Genomic DNA, 18151 nt, shown 5'->3' with positions numbered 1-18151 from the left:
GCCGCGGACGTACGGCTCTGTCCACCCACCTGTCGTGAGGAGTCGCACCATGCGCAAGAACCGTCTCAGACTCGCCGGTGCCGTCGCCGTGTTCCTGGTCACCGCCGGGCTGGGGGCCGGCTCGCCCGCCCAGGCGAGTGACCGGCAGGCGGGTGACCGGCAGCCCACCCTCGCCGACCTGGCCCAGCGCCACGGGCGCTACTTCGGCAGCGCCACCGACAACCCCGAGCTGACCGACGGGCCGTACACGGCCCTGCTCGGCAGCGAGTTCGACCAGATCACGCCCGGCAACGGTATGAAGTGGTACGCGACCGAGCCCGAGCAGGGCGTGTTCGACTTCTCTCAGGGCGACGAGATCGTGAACCTCGCCCGGGCCAACCGGCAGAAGGTGCGCGGCCACACCCTGGTCTGGCACAGCCAGTTGCCCGGGTGGCTCACCGAGCGGGAGTGGACCGCCCCGGAGCTGCGGGCCGTGCTGAAGAAGCACATCCAGACGGAGGTACGGCACTACCGGGGCAAGGTCTTCGCCTGGGACGTCGTCAACGAGGCGTTCAACGAGGACGGGACCTACCGCGAGTCGGTGTTCTACAAGACGCTCGGCCCGGGTTACATCGCCGACGCGCTGCGCTGGGCGCACCAGGCCGATCCGCGCGTGAAGCTGTACCTCAACGACTACAACATCGAGGGGATCGGCCCCAAGAGCGACGCCTACCACCGGCTGGCCAAGGAACTGAAGGCCCAGGGCGTCCCGCTGCACGGCATCGGTTTCCAGGCCCATCTGGCCCTCCAGTACGGCTATCCCACGACCCTGGAGGACAACCTCCGCCGCTTCTCCCGGCTCGGCCTCGACACCGCCCTCACCGAGGTCGACATCCGGATGCAGCTGCCGGCGACCCAGGAGAAGCTGGAGCAGCAGGCCGAGTGGTACCGGGACCTGACCGAGGCGTGCCTGGCCGTGCGCCGCTGCGTGGGCCTCACCCTCTGGGACTACACGGACAAGTACTCGTGGATCCCCGCGTTCTTCCCGGGCGAGGGCGCGGCCCTGCCGTGGGACGAGCAGCTGCAGCCGAAGCCGGCGTACTTCGCGCTGCGGGAGGCGCTGGCCCGGAGGTAGCGGGGGGCCGGCCGTGGTGCGCCCGCCGGGAGCGGCGGGCGCCGCGGGCCGGTCGCGGCCTCGCCCGGGTGCCGCCCCGGGATGCGCGGGCCAGGGGTTCCCGGTTCGGACGGGTTCGTCAGTGCCGGTCCGGCGGCGGGGCCGTGCTCGATCTGATCACCAGATCGGTGCCCAGCTCCACCCGGGGTGCGCCCGGTTCCCCGTCGCGGGCGAGGCGGAGCACCGTACGGGCGGCCAGTCGGCCCATGTCCTCCAGGGGCTGGCGGATCGTCGTCAGCGGCGGGGCCGACCAGCGGACCTCCGGGAGGTCGTCGAAGCCCACCACGCTCATGTCCTGCGGCACTCGCAGCCCGCGCCGGCGCAGGGCCTCGATGGCGCCGAGGGCCATCCGGTCGCATGCCGCGAACACCGCCGTCGGCGGCTCGGGCAGGTCGAGCAGGGTGTTGCAGGCGGTGAAGCCGGACTCGGGGCGGAAGTCACCGGGGACGACGAGGGACTCGTCGGGGGCGATGCCGGCGCCTTCCAGGGCCGCCCGGTAGCCGTCCAGCCGGGCCCGGGAGCACAGCAGTCGCGGCGGCCCGGCGATCAGGCCGATCCGGCGGTGCCCGAGGGACAGCAGGTGGTCGGTGGCCGCCAGGCCGCCCGCCCAGTTCGCGGCGCCGATGGTGGGCGCGTCCAGGGCGGGGGAGCCCGCCGGGTCGACGACCACCAGCGGCACGCCGAGGATCCGCAGTTCCTCGTGGAGCGTCGGCCCCAGTGCCGAGGTGACGAGGACGACGCCGTCGGAGGCCCGGGCCCGCAGGTTGCGCATCCATTCGCGCGCGTCCCCCGACCGGTCGTGGAGGGCCGAGACCACCGTGCCGACCCCGGCCGCGTGTGCGACCTCCTCGACCCCGCGGATGATCTCGACCGCCCAGGGGCTGTCCAGATTGTTGAAGACCAGATCGAGCAGGGCCGCCCGGGTGCGCGGGGCCGCGGGGCGCCTGCGGTAGCCGTGCCGGCGCAGCAGGTCCTCGACGCGGGCCCGGGTCTGCGGCGCGACGTCGGAGCGGCCGTTGACCACCCGGGACACGGTCGGCACGGACACGCCGGCCCGCCGGGCGATCTCCGTGATCGTGACTCTGCCCTCGGCGTCGGCCTCACGTGCCGGCACTGCCCCCACCTCCGTCGACGGTGATCGCGCAACTGCCAGAAGTCTTCCGGAGAACGGGCATCCGTGGGAAGTGACGCGGGGCCGGGGACAGGGCGTCGCCGCCGGTGACGCGGAGTGACCGGGGCCGAACACGCGTCGGGGCCGGTGCGCAGCGTCTCCTGCGGCCGGCCCCTCATGTCTGCGGGCGGGGTGGCGCCCGCCCCGGCGTCCTCAGGCCGCCGTCATCACCTGGCTGCCCGAGAGCGGGCGGTGCGGGGCGATGATCCTGCCGTCCGGCAGGAGTTCACCGGTGTCCTCGAAGAGCAGCACGCCGTTGCACAGCAGGCTCCAGCCCTGCTCCGGGTGGTGTGCCACGAGTCGGGCGGAGTCGCGGTCGGCGGAGTCGGCGGACGGGCACGGTGTCTGGTGCTGGCACATGGGTGGGATCTTTCGCTTTGTCGTGGTGGACGATGTGCGGGAGTTCGATGAGTCGGTCGTCGTGTCTGATCCGCGGCTAGAAGCGTCGTTCATGGCCGCCCCCCGTTGTCATAAGTCGTCGGAACCCAGTGTTGCCCCACGGGCATCGATCCGCAGGGATTTCGCCGCACCGCTCCTCACAGGTTCATGACGCATCACCCGCGCGGACGGTTCATCCCAACGGGACTGTCACTTCGGGTGGTTCGCAGTGGCCGAATGGGGCTAGTCCGGTCCGGGCCCGCGTTCCCTTGGGCTCGTACGAGCCATTCGGCGCTCGTACGAGCGATCGCGCGAGTGTGAAAGGCCGACCCCGCCGCCGGTGATGCGGCGACGGGGTCGGCGAGGCAGGTACGGCGGGGCCGCTTCAGGCGGGTGAGCGGAGCAGCCGTGTGGGGGTGGCCCGGTGGGTCAGGACCGGCAGGAGCTCCGCGACGCGGTGCGGGCGGTGGGCCGCGATGCCGGGAGGCGCGGGTGCCAGCGGGACGAGCAGGTCGGTGGCGGCGGGGTGGCCGGCGGCACCGTCCGCGGTGCTGTCCTCGTGCAGCCAGAGCGTCAGCATGTAGAGGCTGGGCACGGACAGCAGGCGGGGCTGGTACGGCTGCGGCATCGCCTCGGCCTGGCGCAGGGCGCGTTCCGTGGAGGTGATGTACGGGCCCTCGAAGAAGTGCGAGAAGGCCCAGCCGTCGGGGGTCAGCATGGTCTCCGCCGCGGCCACGGCACGGTCACCGCAGCGGATCAGGAAACGCCATCCGGCCAACCGGGTGGCGGAGACGCCCTCGGCGGTGACCCGGTCGAGGACGTGGACGGGCAGGGGGAGCTCGGCAGTGACGGGCCCCTGGCTGCGGAGGAGGGCGGGAGTTCGGGCTTCGCGGACCGCGGTGGGAGAGGAGAGCGCAGTCAGGACGGAACGGAGTGCGGGCGCGGGAGCCGGAGGGACATGCAGCGGCATGGTGGGTCGCCTCTCATTCAAAGGCACGGTGGCGCGAGGGCGGGGGCGGACGGCGCTGTCAGCTCACGAGGGTCAGAGAGGCAGGGGCCGGGTCGTGAACGAGAGGGGGTGAGGTCCGCCGAACGTCGCCTCGACGGCAGGACCCGTCGACCGGGGCGCCAACCTTCTGCCTTGTTCGCGGAGTTTATACGACACGGGTTCGGACTGTGTTTCGCCTAGCCGTTTCCGGTGAGTAGAACAAGGGTACATTCGGTCGGCGATACGCGAGAATTATCCCGATTTCCGGTGGTGGTGTGCGGCGATGACCTCGGCGAATGGCCGCGGGCCGGTCGGCCCATTCTCGTCGGCGTTTTTCACGAGTTCGCGGTGCCTCGAAACCTGTGTTGCGCGTCATGCCGGGCGAATGTGCCACCGGTCACAGAGGACCAGCGTAGCGGTCGGCGGGCCCGTCCGGGACGTTATCGATCGCTTTCACTGGGCATCCTCCACCTGACCGGGAGGCCGACGGCCGGATCCCGGCCGGCATCATCATGAGGAGGGACACGTCGATGGGCGAGAAGGTCGTGGCAGGGCGGTTCGACCTGTCCGATCGCCAGCGTTACCGCGACAAGCTCCGTCAGTGTCTGACGGGCCTGGAGCGACTCCTGGCGGAGAAGCGGTTCGATCGCCCGAAGAACCTCATGGGGCTCGAGATCGAATTGAATCTGGCCGGTGCCGACGGCATGCCGAAAATGTTGAACGGGCAAGTCCTGGAGCGGATCGCGAGTCGTGATTTCCAAACGGAACTCGCCATGTTCAACCTGGAAGTGAACATCCCTCCCCACCCGCTGGGAGGCCGCGTATTCGACCGGCTGGCGGAGGAACTCCGTACGTCACTGGCATATGCCGACCGGAAAGCCGGAGAGGTCGACGCGGGAATCGTGATGATCGGCATCCTGCCGACGCTGGACCGCGACGACCTGGTGTCGTCGAACCTCTCCGACGTCGACCGCTACACGCTGCTCAACGACCAGATCGTGGCCGCTCGGGGCGAGGAGTTCACCCTCGACATCGACGGCGTCGAGCACCTCAGCTGCACCTCCAAGTCGATCGCGCCGGAGGCCGCCTGCACGTCCGTGCAGCTGCACCTGCAGGTCACCCCGGGCCGGTTCGCCGACGTGTGGAACGCGGCCCAGGCGGTCGCCGCCGCGCAGATCGCGGTCGGCGCCAACTCGCCCTTCCTGTTCGGCCGGGAGCTGTGGCGCGAGTCGCGGCCCCCGCTGTTCCAGCAGTCGACCGACACCCGCCCGCCCGAGCTGCAGGCCCAGGGCGTCCGCCCGCGCACCTGGTTCGGGGAGCGCTGGGTGGAGTCGGCCTACGACCTCTTCGAGGAGAACCTGCGCTACTACCCGGCGCTGCTGCCGATCTGCGACGACGAGGATCCGCTGGAGGTGATCGACCGGGGCGGCGCCCCGACGCTCGCGGAACTGGTCCTGCACAACGGCACCATCTACCGCTGGAACCGCCCCGTCTACGACGTCGCCGACGGCGTACCGCACCTGCGCGTGGAGAACCGCGTGCTGCCCGCCGGGCCCACCGTCATCGACGTCGTCGCCAACGCCGCCTTCTACTACGGGGTCGTCCGCGCCCTCGCCGAGGAGGCCCGGCCGGTGTGGACCCGGCTGCCCTTCGAGGCGGCCGCGGCCAACTTCGACGCGGCGTGCAAGGACGGCATCGACGCCCGCTTCACCTGGCCCCGGCGCGGCCGGTACGGCGGTACCACCGAGGTCGACGCGGTCAACCTGGTCCGGGACGAACTGCTGCCGCTCGCCGAGGCCGGGCTGGACGCCTGGGGCGTCGAGCCGGCCGACCGCGACCTGTACCTGGGCGTGATCGAGGAGCGCTGCCGGCGCCGGACGAACGGGGCGAGCTGGCAGGCCGCGACCTTCCACAAGGCCCTCGACGCCGGCCTCGGCCGGGAGGAGGCCCTGGCCGCCACGACCCGGCGCTACCGCGAGCTGATGCATCAGGGGGACCCGGTGCACAGCTGGCCGGTGGGGCTGCCCGAGCCGGTGTCGCTGGGCTGACGCGCCTGCGGGGTGACGACCCCCTGCCGCCATACTGATCCGACGGATCGGTGAAGTGGAGGCAGGGGTGCAGGCGGAGGCGAGCCCGGTGGACGGTTCCATTCCCCAGCAGGGGCTCTCGCGGCGGACGCTGCGCAACGAGACGCTGCTGGTCCTCGCGCTCTCGCTGGGCGCGAGCGGGGTCTCCGCGCTGATCAGCTTCATCGGGTCGGTGACCAAGCCGGGCGGGCTGAAGGACCAGGCTGCCACGATGAACGCCTCGGCCGCGCCGGGCCGCCCCTGGCTCGACCTCGCCTGGCAGCTCTTCGGGATCGCCACGGCCCTGGTGCCCGTCGCGCTCGTCGCGCACTTCCTGCTGCGCGAGCGGGCGAGCCTGCGCACGATCGGCTTCGACCGCACCCGCCCCTGGCCCGACCTCGGCCGGGGGGCCGCGATCGCGGCGGTGATCGGCAGCACCGGCATCGCCTTCTACCTGGCGGCCCGTGGACTGGGGTTCAACCTCACCGTGGTGCCCGAGGCGCTGCCGGACGTGTGGTGGAAGTACCCCGTACTGATCCTCTCCGCGATCCAGAACGCGGTGCTGGAGGAAGTGATCGTCGTCGGCTACCTGCTGCGCCGCATGGGCCAGCTGGGCTGGACGCCGACGGCCGCACTGGTGGGCAGCTCCGTCCTGCGCGGCTCGTACCACCTCTACCAGGGCATCGGCGGGTTCATCGGGAACATGGTCATGGGCGTCGTCTTCGTCCACCTCTATCGCCGCTGGGGCCGGGTCGGCCCGCTCGTGGTGGCCCACTCGCTGCTCGACATCGGGGCGTTCGTGGGTTACGGGCTGCTGGCCGGCAAGGTGGGGTGGCTGCCGACGGCGTGAGACACCGCCGACGGGGCGTACGACGCTGTCGTACGCCCCGTCGTCCGTCTCAGAGGCCCGTTCGGCCTTCTCGGACGCCCCTTCGTCCGTCTCAGGCCAGCAGTTCGCCGTCGATGACCGTGACGGCCCGCCCGGTCAGCAGGGTGCGGTCGTCGCGCAGCTCCGTGCGGACGCGGCCCGAGCGGGTCGAGGCCTGGAGCCCGGTGAGGGCGGGGCGGCCGAGGCGCTCGGACCAGAACGGGGCGAGCGCGGTGTGCGCGCTGCCGGTGACGGGATCCTCGTCGATGCCGACGTTCGGGAAGAAGCAGCGCGAGACGTAGTCGTAGCCGCGCCCCGGATCCTCGGCGCGGGCCGTGGCGATGACGCCGCGCTCGGAGTGGGCGGCCAGGGCCCTCGGGTCCGGGCCGAGGGCGCGGACGGTCTTCTCGTCGGCCACTTCGACCAGCAGGTCGCCGACGCAGGGGCCGGTGTCGAAGGCCGTGAGCGGCTCGGTGCCGAGCGCCTGGGCGAGACCGGCCGGCGGCTCGACCCGGGTGAGCGGGGCCGTCGGGAAGTCCAGGGTCACGGAGCCGTCGTCCGCCGGCGTGGCGACGAGGACGCCGCTGCGGGTGGCGAACCGCACCGGGCCCTCGTGGGCGCCGGTGGTGTGCAGGACATGGGCCGTGGCCAGGGTCGCGTGGCCGCACATCGCGACCTCGGTGGCCGGCGTGAACCAGCGCAGCGCCCAGTCGGCCTCGCCGCCCGGCGGGAGGGGGTGGGCGAAGGCCGTCTCGGCGTGGTTGACCTCCAGGGCGACGTGCTGCAGCCAGGTGTCGTCCGGGAAGGCGTCCGCGCCGTCCAGGAGCAGGACACCGGCCGGGTTGCCGGAGAAGGGGCGATCGGTGAAGGCGTCGACGATTCGGATCCGCATGTCCTGAAGCTAGAGGCTTCGCGAAGCCGCAGGCCAAGGCCAATTCATGAGTCCTGGACCGGTTCTGCGGTGCCGGGGCCCGGCACGCCTCCGCGGGTCGGCCCTTGCCGACCGAGCTATACCGATATATCGTTGAAGCATCGCGACAGATCAACGATGGAATGGAGTGGTTGCGATGCGTACCCATGGATTCGAGCACGGCCACGGTCACGGCGGACCGCGTCACGGCCGGGGCGGTTTCGAGAGTCTGCGTGCGGCCTTCGGGCCCTTCGGCCCTGGCGGCCCCAACTGGGGAGGGCCCGGAGGCCCTGGTTTCGGCCCCGGTCCCTGGGGCGGCCGCGGGCGGGGCGGGCCGAGGGGAAGGGCGCGGCGCGGTGATGTCCGGGCCTCGATCCTGGCCCTGCTGAAGGACCGGCCGATGCACGGCTACGAGATGATCCAGGAGATCGCCGAGCGCAGCGGCGGGGCGTGGAAGCCGAGCCCCGGCTCGGTGTACCCCACCCTGCAGCTGCTGGAGGACGAGGGGCTGATCGTCAGTGAGTCCGAGGGCGGCAAGAAGCTGTTCTCGCTCACCGAGGCGGGCCGCGCCGCCGCCGACGAGGGCCCCGAGGCGCCCTGGGAGGAGGCCTCCCGCGGGGTCGACTGGGAAGCCCTGGGCGAGATCCGGCAGGCCGGTTTCGGTCTGATGGAGGCCTTCGGCCAGGTCTGGAAGACGGGCAGCAAGGAGCAGCGGGAGAAGGCGCTCGGCGTCATCAACGAAGCCCGCAAGAAGCTGTACCTGATCCTCGCCGACGAGGACTGAGGGACATCCTGCGCCTGCCGCACGCCCCTGGCGCGGCAGACGCAGCCAGGCGCCCCCGGAGTCGCTCCGGGGGCGCTTCGGCGTGCCCCGCGCCGCGCGGCCGGAATGCCGGGGGCGGAACCGGCCGTGAGGGCCTCGACGTGCGGCGCTGACGAACCAGCCAGTCGCGAGGGAAACAGCCTGATCTCCTCCGTAAGGAGGAGATTCCGGTCGGCGATGTCCACTTCCCGTGGGACGCGAAGATGCTTCCCGCCGGGGATGCCCCGGGTCCGCCGGGCTGATGGGGTGGGGATGTGCAACCCCGTATCCCCCGGCAGTCGGCCCTTGAGCACGGCACCCACCGCGCGGACAACGATGCCAGGCTCACCGACGAGCTGGCCTCGGTGGTCGGCGGTGCCCGCCGCAGGGCGGTCCGGGACGGGGACCGGCAGATCGACACCGCCCATCTGCTCCACTCGCTGCTGGAGTCCGACCCCGAGGCCCGGGCCGTCGTCGGTGACGGGCCGCAGCTCGCGCGGCTCCTCGGCTACCTCGTGCAGCGCAGCATCGGCTACGGCCTGCGCTGGCAGAGCGGCGTCGAGGACTCGGGGGGCGTGCCCGTGGTGAGCGGGAGCACGGGCTTCTCACCACTGGCGGCGGCCGCGATGGAGTACGCCTGCGCGCGCGCCGCCGGGCGCGAAGGACCGGCCCGCGGCACCGACCTGCTCGCGGCGATCGTCGTCGACCCGCAGTCCCGTGCGGTCGAGGTGCTCGAACGGGCCGGAATCGACGCACGCGCGGTCTTCGCCCGCCTCGACGGCTGGTCCGGCGTCACCGAGGAGTGCGGCGAAGCCACTCACTGAGCCGGGCCGTTCCGCCGTCCAGGCAGTGAGACAGGTGCCATAGGGGATGACGCTCCTGTCATCGCCTGTCATCATGTGCCGGTGCCTACGTCTGACAGCAGCCCGAGCGGGCGCGGCAAGGGAGCGGGCCTCGGCCTGGCACTCCTGTCCGCGGTCGCCTTCGGCGGATCCGGTGTGGCGGCCAAGCCGTTGATCGAAGCGGGACTCGACCCGCTGCACGTGGTGTGGCTCCGGGTGGCCGGGGCGGCCCTGGTGATGCTGCCGCTCGCCGTGCGCCACCGCGGGCTGCTGCGCCGCCGACCCGGACTGCTGGCCGGCTTCGGGCTGCTGGCGGTCGCGGGCGTCCAGGCCTGCTACTTCGCGGCGCTCTCCCGTATCCCCGTCGGGGTGGCGCTGCTCATCGAGTACCTGGCGCCCGCCCTGGTGCTGGGCTGGGTGCGGTTCGTGCAGCGGCGGCCCGTGACGCGTGCCGCCGCGGTCGGCGTGGTGCTCGCCGTCGGTGGTCTCGCGTGTGTCGTGGAGGTCTGGGCGGGCCTGCGCTTCGACGCCCTGGGACTGCTGCTCGCGCTCGGCGCGGCCTGCTGCCAGGTCGGCTACTTCGTCCTGTCCGACCAGGGCAGCGACGCCGGCGACGAGGCACCCGACCCGCTCGGCGTCATCGCCTACGGTCTGCTCGTCGGCGCCGCCGTGCTCACCGTCGTCGCCCGGCCGTGGAGCATGGACTGGTCCGTGCTGGCCGGCACCGCACGCATGGACGGCACGCCCGTCGCCGCCGTGGTCCTGCTCGCCTGGATCGTCCTGGTCGCCACGGTCGTCGCGTACGTCACCGGCGTGATCGCCGTGCGCCGGCTCTCCCCGCAGGTCGCGGGGGTCGTGGCCTGTCTCGAAGCGGTCATCGCCACGGTCCTGGCCTGGGTGCTGCTCGGCGAGCACCTCTCGGCTCCGCAGCTCGCCGGCGGGGCGATCGTGCTGGTGGGCGCGTTCATCGCCCAGTCCTCGACGCCCACGAAGGGCTCGGGGCAGCCGGTGGCGAGCGGTGGCCCGGAAAGGGAATTGTCCCGGCGCGGAACCAGCGCATAGGGTGCCGGTCATGCCTTCGAACGCACTCGTTCTTCCGCCTCCGGCCGCCTGAGGCGGGCCCTCCGGAATCCGTGCCCGGCGCACTCGCCGCCGGGCCGAACGGTGCTGCCCGCAGACGAAGTCCGCGGACCCCGCTGATCACGACCGATCCGGGGCCCTTCCCGAACTTCCGCGCACCCGCGCCGCCCCCGGGGCGCCGCGTGCCGTGCGCGTCTGCGGAGAGAACACGTGTCGCACACTGCCTCCGGCCTGCCCCTCGGGCGAGGCCTTGTCTATCTGATCGTCGCCGGTGTCGCCTGGGGCACCGCGGGCGCGGCCGCCTCCCTGGTCTACCGGGCCAGTGACCTGGGGCCCGTCGCCCTCTCGTTCTGGCGCTGCGCCGCCGGCCTCGTGCTGCTGTTCGCCGTGCGCCTGGCGCGGCCGCGCACCAGGACCGCCGTTCGCGAGCCGCTCGGCCGACGGGCCGCGCGGGCCGGGGTCACCGGGCTCGGGCTCGCGGTCTTCCAGACGGCGTACTTCGCGGCCGTCTCGGCCACCGGCCTCGCCGTCGCCACCGTCGTGACCCTGGGTGCCGGGCCCGTGCTCATCGCCCTCGGCGCGCGGCTGACCCTGGCCGAACGCCTGGGCCGGGGCGGGGCGGCCGCCGTCGCGGGCGCCCTCGCCGGGCTCGGGGTCCTCGTCCTGGGCGGGGGCGGTGCGACCGTACGCCCCTCCGGCGTGCTGCTGGCCCTGCTGTCCGCGGCCGGGTACAGCCTGATGACGCTGCTCACCCGGCGGTGGGGCCGCGACGGCGCGGCCGACGCCTCGGGGACGGCCGTCGAGGCGTTCGCCGTGACGAGCCTGTGCCTGCTGCCCTTCGCGCTCGCCGAAGGGCTGGTGCCGCACACCGCCGAGCCCGTGCGGCTGCTGGTCCTGCTGGCGTACGTGGCCGCCGTGCCCACCGCCCTCGCCTACGGCCTGTACTTCGCGGGCGCGGCCGTCGTCCGGTCCGCCACCGTCTCGGTCGTCATGCTGCTGGAACCCGTCAGCGCGGCCGTGCTCGCCGTCGTCCTGCTCGGTGAGCGGCTGACGGTGGCGACGGTGGCCGGAACCCTGTTGCTGCTGGGTTCGGTGGCGGGACTCGCCGTGGGGGAGGCGCGGACGCCCGGGGATCGGGTGGTGTTCGTCCGGCGGCGGCCGAGGGCCGCCGCCGGACGGTCGCGCAGTACCCCGCGCCCCTAGGGATCACCTGCCCTGGAGGTAGTCGGGAAGCGCCGTGTCCGCCGCCAGGGCGGGGTCGGGGATCGGGGCGCCGTAGGTCTTCCGGACCGGGACGACTCCTGCCCAGTGGGGGAGGGTGAGGTCCTCGGGCTCGTCGTTCACGCCGCCGGTGCGGAGCTTGGCGGAGACCTCGTCGAGCTCCAGGCGGAGCACGGCGGTCGCGGCCAGCTCCTTCTTGTTGGCCGGCCGGGAGTCGGCGGAGCGGCCCGCGACGACGTGGTCGACCAGGGCGTCGAGCGCCCGGCGCTTCTCCTCGGGGTCCGTCACGTCGCGGGCGACGCCGTGCACCACCACCGAGCGGTAGTTGATCGAGTGGTGGAAGGCCGAGCGGGCCAGGACCAGGCCGTCGACGTGGGTGACGGTCAGGCAGACCGGCAGGCCCGGGTCGGCCTGGCCGGCCGCTCGCAGCGGGCGCGAGCCCGTCGAGCCGTGCACGTAGAGCACCTCGCCGACCCGGGCGTACAGCGTGGGCAGCACGACGGGCGCGCCGTCGCGGACGAAGCCGAGGTGGCAGACGTAGGCCTCGTCGAGTATCGCGTGCACCAGGTCCCTGTCGTAGGAGGCGCGGTCCGGGGAGCGCGTGGGGACGGTGCGGTCGGTCGGCGTGTAGGCCGTCGCGGGCTGCGACGGCGTCCGGGTGGTCCCCTGCATGGCGCTCCTTATTGCACTAGTGCATAATGTGTTTTGTGCTAGGAGAGTATCCGATCAGTGGGCGTCGCGCGGCGGAGATTTCCGCGAGCGTGGAGCGCGCGGTGGGCGCCGGTGAGCTGCGACCGGGACAACTGCTGCCGCCCATGCGGGAGTTGGCGGAGCGACTCGGGGTCAACCCCAACACGGTCGCGGCCGCCTACCGGACCCTGCGCGAACGGGGCGTCATCGAGACCGCGGGCCGCCGCGGCAGCCGGGTGCGGCCCGCGCCGGCCACGACCGGGCGGGACCACATCCGGGTCGACGTCCCCGAGGGCGTGCGGGACGTGGCGAGCGGCGATCCGGACCCGGCCCTGCTGCCGCCGCTCGCGGGCGCGTTCGCGGCGGCGGCCGCCGAGGGCGATCGCGCGCCCGTGCTCTACGGGGCGGACCCGCTGGACCCGGAGCTGGCCCGGATCACCCGTGCCGGCTTCGACGCCGACGGGGTGCCGGACGGCCCCCTTGCCGTGGTCTCCGGCGCCCTGGACGGGGTCGAGCGGGTGCTCGCGGCCCACCTCAAGCCCGGCGACACCGTCGCCGTCGAGGACCCCGGCTGGGGCCGCACGCTGGATCTCGTGCCGGCCCTCGGACTGCGGACCGTCCCCGTCGGCGTCGACGACGAGGGACCGCGCCCGGACGACGTGCGCCGGGCCCTGGAGGCCGGGGCGCGCGCCCTCATCGTCACCGACCGGGCGCAGAACCCGACCGGCGCGGCGGTGAGCGGCCCACGCGCGCGTGCCCTGCGAGCCCTGCTGCGCGCGCACCCGGAGGTGCTGCTCATCGAGGACGACCACGGTCACGGCATCGTCGACGTGCCCCTCCACCCGCTGGCCGGGACCACCCGGCACTGGGCGTTCGTCCGCTCGGCCGCCAAGGCCTACGGCCCCGATCTGCGCCTGGCGCTGCTCACCGGGGACGAGGTCACCGTCGACCGGGTCCGCGGCCGGCAGCGGCTCGGGCCCGGCTGGGTGAGCCGGCTGATGCAGCGGGCCCTGGTGCGGCTGTGGACCGACGGCGCGGTCGACACCGGCGAGGTGGCGGCCGCGTACGGGCGGCGGCGGGGCGCGTTGATCGGGGCGCTGGACCGGCACGGTGTCGTGGCGCACGGGCGCAGCGGCATGAACGTGTGGGTGCCCGTGCCGGACGAGACCGGAGCGGTCGCTCGGCTGCTGCACGCCGGCTGGGCGGTCGCACCCGGCGCCCGCTTCCGGATGAGCGCGCCGCCCGGCATCAGGGTCACCGTCTCGACGCTCACCGCGCGGGAGACCGAGACCCTGGCCGGGGCGATCGCCTCGGCCCTCGGCCCGGCCCCCCGGCGCGGCTACGTGTGAGGAACCGCCCGGGGCTTGGGGCGCACCCGGGTCAGCGCGGCCCCGGCCAGGACGATCACGGCCCCGACCGGAGTCGACCAGGCCAGGGACTCGCCCAGGAGCGCGACGCCCGCGGCCGTGGCGATGACGGGGATGAAGTACGTGACCATCTGGGCGGTCGTCGGGCCGACCTCGTCGACCAGGCCGTACTGCAGGAGCACCGCGAGGCCGGTGCCCAGGGCGCCCAGGGCGGCGACGGCCAGCAGCGGCACGACGGGCAGGCTGCCGGGCAGCGTCGTGAACAGCGGTGTGACCACGGCCAGCTGCACCGTCGCGAGGAGCAGCTGCGCGCCGGTCATCGACAGGTTCGAGTGGCCGGTGCCGGCCAGGGTGCGGCGGACGTAGATCCAGCCCACCGGGTAGCTGAGGGAGGCCAGCAGGGCCAGCGCCGTGCCCGTGGCGTCCAGGCCGTGGAAGCCCTGCCAGGCGCCCAGCACGGTCAGCACGCCCAGGAAGCCCAGTCCGAGCCCGGCGACCCGCACCCGGGTCGGGCGGTCCTCCGACAGCGCGACCAGCGACAGCGCCATGCCCCACAGGGGCGAGGTCGCGTTGCAGATGCCGGCCAGGGTGGACGGGATGGTCAGCTCCGCGTACGCGAACAGGGAGAACGGCAGGGCGTTCAGCAGGAACGCGGCGACCGTCAGATGGGCCCAGGTGCGGGCGCCGCGCGGCAGCCGCTCGCGCCGGACCGCCATCGCGGCGGCCAGCACCGCCGTACCGAACGCCAGACGGCCGAGCGTCACCTGGAACGGGGCGTATCCCTCGGTCCCCACCTTGATCAGGAGGAAGCTGAAGCCCCAGATCAGGGACAGGGCGGCGAAGCGAAGGCGCCAGTCCAGGCGGCGGCGGGGCGGTGCGGGCGGGGCGGTGACGGCCCGGTCGGACGAGGTGGTGACGGTGGTCATGGAAGCCACGATGCGGGACACCACCTCGTAGCACAATCGAGGTTTCGCACCTGGTATTGCGTAGTATTGCTTACATGTTGAATCTGGAGCGCCTGCGCACGCTCGACGCCCTCGCCCGGCACGGCTCGGTCAGCGGTGCGGCCGAGGGCCTGCACATCACGACCTCCGCCGTCTCCCAGCAGTTGTCCAAGCTGGAGCGGGAGGTCGGCCAGCAGCTCCTCGCGAAGAACGGCAGGGGCGTGCGGCTCACCGACGCGGGCCGGCTGCTGGCCGAGCACGCGGCGCGGATCCTGTCCCAGGTCGAGCTCGCCCAGTCCGATCTGGAGGCGCAGCGCGGGCAGGTCGTCGGCGAGTTGCGTCTGGCGGCGTTCCCGACCGCCGCGCGCGGCCTGTTCCCGCAGGCGCTGTCCGCACTGCGGGAGCGGCACCCCGGGCTCCGGTTGCGCTCCTGCGAGGTGGAACCGGAGCGGGCCATCGCCGGAGTCGTCCGCGGCGACCTGGACCTGGCCGTGGTCCTCGACTGGTACAACAAGCCGATGGCGCTGCCCGAGGGCCTGGTCAAGGCGTCGATCCTGGACGACCCGGCCGATGTCGCCCTGCCCGCGGACCACCGGCTCGCGGGGCGCGCGGAGGTGGACCTCGGCGAGTTCGCCGACGACGAGTGGATCACCTGGGCGGACGGCGAGTTCTGCCACGAGTGGCTGATGTTCACGCTTCGCTCGAAGGGGATCGAGCCGATCATCGGCCATCGTGCGGCCGAGACGCACACGCAGCTCGGGCTGGTCGCCGCCGGGCTCGGGGTGTGCATCGCGCCGCTGCTGGGCCGCCACCCGGTGCCCGAGGGGGTCGTCACCGTCCCGGTCAGCCAGCGGGTCCGGCGGCACGTGTACGTCGTCTGGCGTGCGGACGCCGACCGCCGCCCGTCGATCCGGGCCGCGGTGAAGGCTCTGCGGGAGGCGGGGGAGAGCGTCGGCTGACCGCCCGCCCGGCGCTCACTGGCCGGCCAGCTTGCGGAAGTCCCAGGAGACGATCTTCTGCGGGGTCAGCCGCAGCCAGGCGTGCCGGCCGTCGTGCGGCATCTCCTCCAGGCCGAAGTTCTTCCGCGCGAACAGCGTCTCGGGTACGTCGAGTTCGGCGCACAGCTCACCCGTGCGCGGGATCTCGCCGACGAACTCGACGGTGCCCGACAGCTCGGCGCCGCGCAGCTCGTCGTACTCCTCACCGGTGTCCACCACGATCGCCACGCGCGGATCGCGCCGCAGATCGGTCCACCGCTTGCTGCGTACGACCGAGTACAGCCACATCGAGGTGCCGTCCCAGGCGAACCACAGCGTGCTCACGTGCGGGGCGCCGTCGGCCGACACCGTGGCGACCCGGCAGGTGCGCTGCGTGCTGAGGAAATGGTCCAGTTCACCCGGTGTCATCATGATCTTCCGGCCGCGGCGCTGCTGCGTGACGGTCATGCTCCCCCTCTTTCCTTCTCTCACGTCGTGTCAGAGGTGATCCTGCGCCATCACGTCGGTTCCCTTCGCGAGAAGGCGTCCTCGGTCATCGCGGGAGTGCCCTGCGACCACACCCCCGCGATGATCCGCCACCCCCTCGCGTTGGTCGCCACGGTCGCGACCACGGACGAGGCGCCGGCGTGCTTCACGCGTCCGCGCGGCGGGCTCAGGCGAGGGTGATCGAGTCCCCGTCGACGGTGATCTTCATCTCCGGCAGCGGCTTGGTCGCCGGACCGCTCTTCACGCTGCCGTCGGTGATCGAGAAGTTGCTGTTGTGGCAGGGGCAGTTGATGACGCCGTCGGCGATGCTCTTCACCGCGCAGCCCTGGTGGGTGCAGGTGGCCGAGAACGCCTTGAACTCGCCCGCCGTCGGCTGGGTGACGACCACCTTCTGGTCGGCGAAGACCTTGCCCCCGCCCTCGGGGATGTCCGCGGTCGCCGCGAGCGCGCTGCCGCCCGCGGCGCCTCCGCTCGACGGGGTGCTGCCCGCCCCCTGGCCGCCCTGGGCGGTTCCGGAGGAGTCCGCGGAGCCGGACGAGCCGTCGTCCGAGCCCCCGCACGCGGTCAGCGCGACGGCGAGACCCGCCGCTCCGGCCGCCGCCACGACGGTACGACGGGCCGGACCCGATGCGGGCTGGAGCGATGCGCTGGTCATACTGACAAGTCCCTTCGGGGGGTTCGATGATCTGCCGGGAGGTACGGCCCCGGCGGACCGCCTGTTCAGACGGTGCAGAAATCCTCACCCGCCCGGCGGCGGCTGTGCACCCAACCCCGCTGTCGGTTCGCTGTCGGTTTCCCGCCCGCCGCCACGGCGCCGGTGCGAGGGCCGGCCGATCGGTCAGTAACCTGGGGCGATGCTCAAGGAAGTGATCGCGACCCGCTTCATCGCGCCGCTGCGCGAGGGCGGTTCGCTGCCGGGCCTGGTCGAGGCCGACGACTTCGGCACGTACGTCCTGAAGTTCACCGGCGCGGGACAGGGCCGCAAGACGCTCGTCGCCGAGGTGGTCTGCGGGGAGCTGGCGCGCCGGCTCGGGCTGCGGGTGCCGCGCCTGGTGACGGTCGAGCTCGACCCGGATCTGGGGCTGGGCGAACCCGAGGAGCAGGTGCAGAGCCTGCTGCGGTCCAGCGGCGGCACCAACCTCGGCATGGACTTCCTCTCCGGCGCGCTCGGCTTCGACCCGCTCGCCTTCCGGGTGAGCCCCGAGGAGGCCGGCCGGATCGTCTGGTTCGACGCGCTGGTCAACAACGTCGACCGGTCCTGGCGCAACCCCAACCTGCTGATGTGGCAGGGCGAGCTGTGGCTCGTCGACCACGGAGCGACCGTGATCTGGCACCACAACTGGCCCGGCGCCGAGGCCTCCGCGGGCCGCCCCTACGACGCCTCCGACCACGCGCTGGCGCCGTTCGGGCCGGACGTCCGCGCCGCGGCGGCCGAGCTGGCGCCCCTGGTCACCGAGGACCTCCTCGCCGACGTCACCGGGTGCGTCCCCGAAGCCTGGCTCGCGGACGAGCCCGGCTTCGACACACCGGACGACCTCAGGCGGGCCTACGCGCGAGCGCTGCTGGCCCGGGCCGCCGTCATCCACGACCGCATCCGGGGGATCCAGTGAGCGACCGGCACATCATCAGGGGCGGACCGCGCGAGCGCCAGGTCTACGAGTACGCCCTCCTGCGCGTCGTCCCGCGCGTCGAACGGGGCGAGTGCGTCAACGCCGGGGTCCTGGTCTACTGCCGTGCCGCGGCCTACGTCGGCGCGCGCACCCACCTGGACGAGGCCCGCCTGCTCGCCCTCGACCCGCGGGCGGACGTGGCCGGCGTCCGGGCCGCCCTGCGCGCGGTGGAGGGCGTCTGCGCGGGCGGCACCGCGGCCGGCCAGGCGGCGGCCGACGACCCGGGCCGCCGCTTCCGCTGGCTCGTCGCCCCCCGCTCCACCATCGTCCAGCCCGGCCCCGTCCACACCGGCCTGACCGCGGATCCGGCGGCGGAGACGGATCGGCTGCTCGACCTGCTGGTGCGGTAGCGCACGCGGGCGCCTGGGGCGGTCAGCGCCGCGGCGGCGCTGACCAGGTCAACCACCTGGAAGGGGGGCGGCCGGCCTGGTCGGGGCGGGCGTGACGCCCGGCGTGCTCCTGGCCGGCGCGGTGGTCGCGCACACGGACGGCCGGGCGGAAGCCGTGGGGGAGACGC

Annotated in this window: 20 protein-coding genes; 12 read left to right on the top strand and 8 right to left on the bottom strand. The window is 73.3% G+C overall.

All coding sequences use genetic code 11. The annotated features are described in order from the left end of the window. Nucleotides 1–49 precede the first annotated feature (49 nt). A complete protein-coding gene (locus RIN80_RS14120) occupies nucleotides 50–1114 on the top strand; it encodes an endo-1,4-beta-xylanase (protein WP_309095921.1) in 1065 nt (354 codons plus the stop codon). Between the two features lie 118 nt (nucleotides 1115–1232). Here RIN80_RS14120 and RIN80_RS14115 read toward each other — a convergent pair whose 3' ends face one another. The 3 genes from RIN80_RS14115 to RIN80_RS14105 form a co-directional block, all read right to left on the bottom strand. Beyond that, complete coding sequence (locus RIN80_RS14115) at nucleotides 1233–2267, bottom strand: LacI family DNA-binding transcriptional regulator (RefSeq protein WP_309095920.1); 1035 nt, start codon at nucleotides 2265–2267, stop codon at nucleotides 1233–1235. Nucleotides 2268–2477: 210 nt separating this feature from the next. After that, nucleotides 2478–2684, bottom strand: coding sequence for a DUF5999 family protein (locus tag RIN80_RS14110; RefSeq protein ID WP_309095919.1), 207 nt, complete (start codon nucleotides 2682–2684; stop codon nucleotides 2478–2480). 403 nt (nucleotides 2685–3087) lie between these two features. Then, entirely contained in the window at nucleotides 3088–3672 is a 585-nt protein-coding gene (locus tag RIN80_RS14105; protein WP_309095918.1) for a hypothetical protein, read from the bottom strand. A 548-nt stretch (nucleotides 3673–4220) separates the two neighbouring features. On the opposite strand from RIN80_RS14105, the gene RIN80_RS14100 reads away from it, so the two are divergent. Then, a complete protein-coding gene (locus tag RIN80_RS14100; RefSeq protein WP_309095917.1) occupies nucleotides 4221–5738 on the top strand; it encodes a glutamate-cysteine ligase family protein in 1518 nt (505 codons plus the stop codon). A 67-nt stretch (nucleotides 5739–5805) separates the two neighbouring features. Then, entirely contained in the window at nucleotides 5806–6606 is an 801-nt protein-coding gene (locus tag RIN80_RS14095) for a type II CAAX endopeptidase family protein (RefSeq protein WP_309095932.1), read from the top strand. 91 nt (nucleotides 6607–6697) lie between these two features. On the opposite strand, the gene RIN80_RS14090 is transcribed toward RIN80_RS14095, so the two are convergent. Further along, nucleotides 6698–7516, bottom strand: a complete 819-nt coding sequence (locus RIN80_RS14090) for a PhzF family phenazine biosynthesis protein (RefSeq protein ID WP_309095916.1) — start codon at nucleotides 7514–7516, stop codon at nucleotides 6698–6700. A 175-nt stretch (nucleotides 7517–7691) separates the two neighbouring features. On the opposite strand from RIN80_RS14090, the gene RIN80_RS14085 reads away from it, so the two are divergent. From RIN80_RS14085 to RIN80_RS14070, 4 genes are all read left to right on the top strand, one after another. Next, nucleotides 7692–8318, top strand: coding sequence for a PadR family transcriptional regulator (locus RIN80_RS14085; RefSeq protein WP_309095915.1), 627 nt, complete (start codon nucleotides 7692–7694; stop codon nucleotides 8316–8318). Between the two features lie 293 nt (nucleotides 8319–8611). After that, entirely contained in the window at nucleotides 8612–9160 is a 549-nt protein-coding gene (locus RIN80_RS14080; protein WP_309095914.1) for a Clp protease N-terminal domain-containing protein, read from the top strand. Nucleotides 9161–9235: 75 nt separating this feature from the next. Further along, nucleotides 9236–10240 (top strand): EamA family transporter, encoded by a 1005-nt coding sequence (locus tag RIN80_RS14075; RefSeq protein WP_309095913.1) that lies wholly within the window; start codon nucleotides 9236–9238, stop codon nucleotides 10238–10240. Between the two features lie 228 nt (nucleotides 10241–10468). Next, nucleotides 10469–11461 carry an EamA family transporter gene (locus RIN80_RS14070; RefSeq protein WP_309095912.1) on the top strand — a complete coding sequence of 331 codons (993 nt, stop codon included), beginning with the start codon at nucleotides 10469–10471 and terminating at the stop codon, nucleotides 11459–11461. A gap of 3 nt (nucleotides 11462–11464) precedes the next feature. On the opposite strand, the gene RIN80_RS14065 is transcribed toward RIN80_RS14070, so the two are convergent. Next, nucleotides 11465–12151 (bottom strand): pyridoxamine 5'-phosphate oxidase family protein, encoded by a 687-nt coding sequence (locus tag RIN80_RS14065; protein ID WP_309095911.1) that lies wholly within the window; start codon nucleotides 12149–12151, stop codon nucleotides 11465–11467. A 35-nt stretch (nucleotides 12152–12186) separates the two neighbouring features. Between RIN80_RS14065 and RIN80_RS14060 the strand changes: the two genes are divergently transcribed. Next, the gene (locus tag RIN80_RS14060) at nucleotides 12187–13518 is read left to right on the top strand and encodes an aminotransferase class I/II-fold pyridoxal phosphate-dependent enzyme (RefSeq protein WP_309095910.1); all 1332 of its coding nucleotides are present in this window, start codon (nucleotides 12187–12189) and stop codon (nucleotides 13516–13518) included. Here the strand turns inward: RIN80_RS14060 and RIN80_RS14055 are convergent. Then, nucleotides 13509–14462 (bottom strand): DMT family transporter, encoded by a 954-nt coding sequence (locus RIN80_RS14055; protein ID WP_309095909.1) that lies wholly within the window; start codon nucleotides 14460–14462, stop codon nucleotides 13509–13511. The genes RIN80_RS14060 and RIN80_RS14055 overlap by 10 nt on opposite strands. Nucleotides 14463–14536: 74 nt before the next feature. Between RIN80_RS14055 and RIN80_RS14050 the strand changes: the two genes are divergently transcribed. Then, on the top strand, nucleotides 14537–15439 hold the full coding sequence (locus RIN80_RS14050) for a LysR family transcriptional regulator (RefSeq protein ID WP_309095908.1): 903 nt from the start codon (nucleotides 14537–14539) through the stop codon (nucleotides 15437–15439). Nucleotides 15440–15454: 15 nt separating this feature from the next. Here RIN80_RS14050 and RIN80_RS14045 read toward each other — a convergent pair whose 3' ends face one another. Continuing rightward, nucleotides 15455–15925, bottom strand: coding sequence for a pyridoxamine 5'-phosphate oxidase family protein (locus RIN80_RS14045; protein WP_309095907.1), 471 nt, complete (start codon nucleotides 15923–15925; stop codon nucleotides 15455–15457). Nucleotides 15926–15952: 27 nt separating this feature from the next. Here RIN80_RS14045 and RIN80_RS14040 point away from each other — a divergent pair, with 27 nt between their 5' ends. Beyond that, nucleotides 15953–16144, top strand: coding sequence for a hypothetical protein (locus tag RIN80_RS14040; RefSeq protein WP_375141688.1), 192 nt, complete (start codon nucleotides 15953–15955; stop codon nucleotides 16142–16144). Here RIN80_RS14040 and RIN80_RS14035 read toward each other — a convergent pair. Then, nucleotides 16131–16619 carry a Rieske (2Fe-2S) protein gene (locus RIN80_RS14035; RefSeq protein WP_309095906.1) on the bottom strand — a complete coding sequence of 163 codons (489 nt, stop codon included), beginning with the start codon at nucleotides 16617–16619 and terminating at the stop codon, nucleotides 16131–16133. The two genes, RIN80_RS14040 and RIN80_RS14035, sit on opposite strands and share 14 nt — an antisense overlap. A 199-nt stretch (nucleotides 16620–16818) precedes the next feature. Between RIN80_RS14035 and RIN80_RS14030 the strand changes: the two genes are divergently transcribed. Next, nucleotides 16819–17574: a HipA family kinase gene (locus tag RIN80_RS14030; protein ID WP_309095905.1), complete on the top strand. Its 756-nt coding sequence runs from the start codon at nucleotides 16819–16821 to the stop codon at nucleotides 17572–17574. After that, nucleotides 17571–17984: a DUF3037 domain-containing protein gene (locus RIN80_RS14025; protein WP_309095904.1), complete on the top strand. Its 414-nt coding sequence runs from the start codon at nucleotides 17571–17573 to the stop codon at nucleotides 17982–17984. The genes RIN80_RS14030 and RIN80_RS14025 overlap by 4 nt, the downstream gene beginning before the upstream one ends. The last annotated feature ends 167 nt before the right edge of the window (nucleotides 17985–18151 follow it).

It is taken from the genome of Streptomyces sp., from assembly GCF_031181705.1.
GTDB lineage: Bacteria > Actinomycetota > Actinomycetes > Streptomycetales > Streptomycetaceae > Streptomyces.
This window is presented reverse-complemented; position numbering and strand designations above follow the sequence as displayed.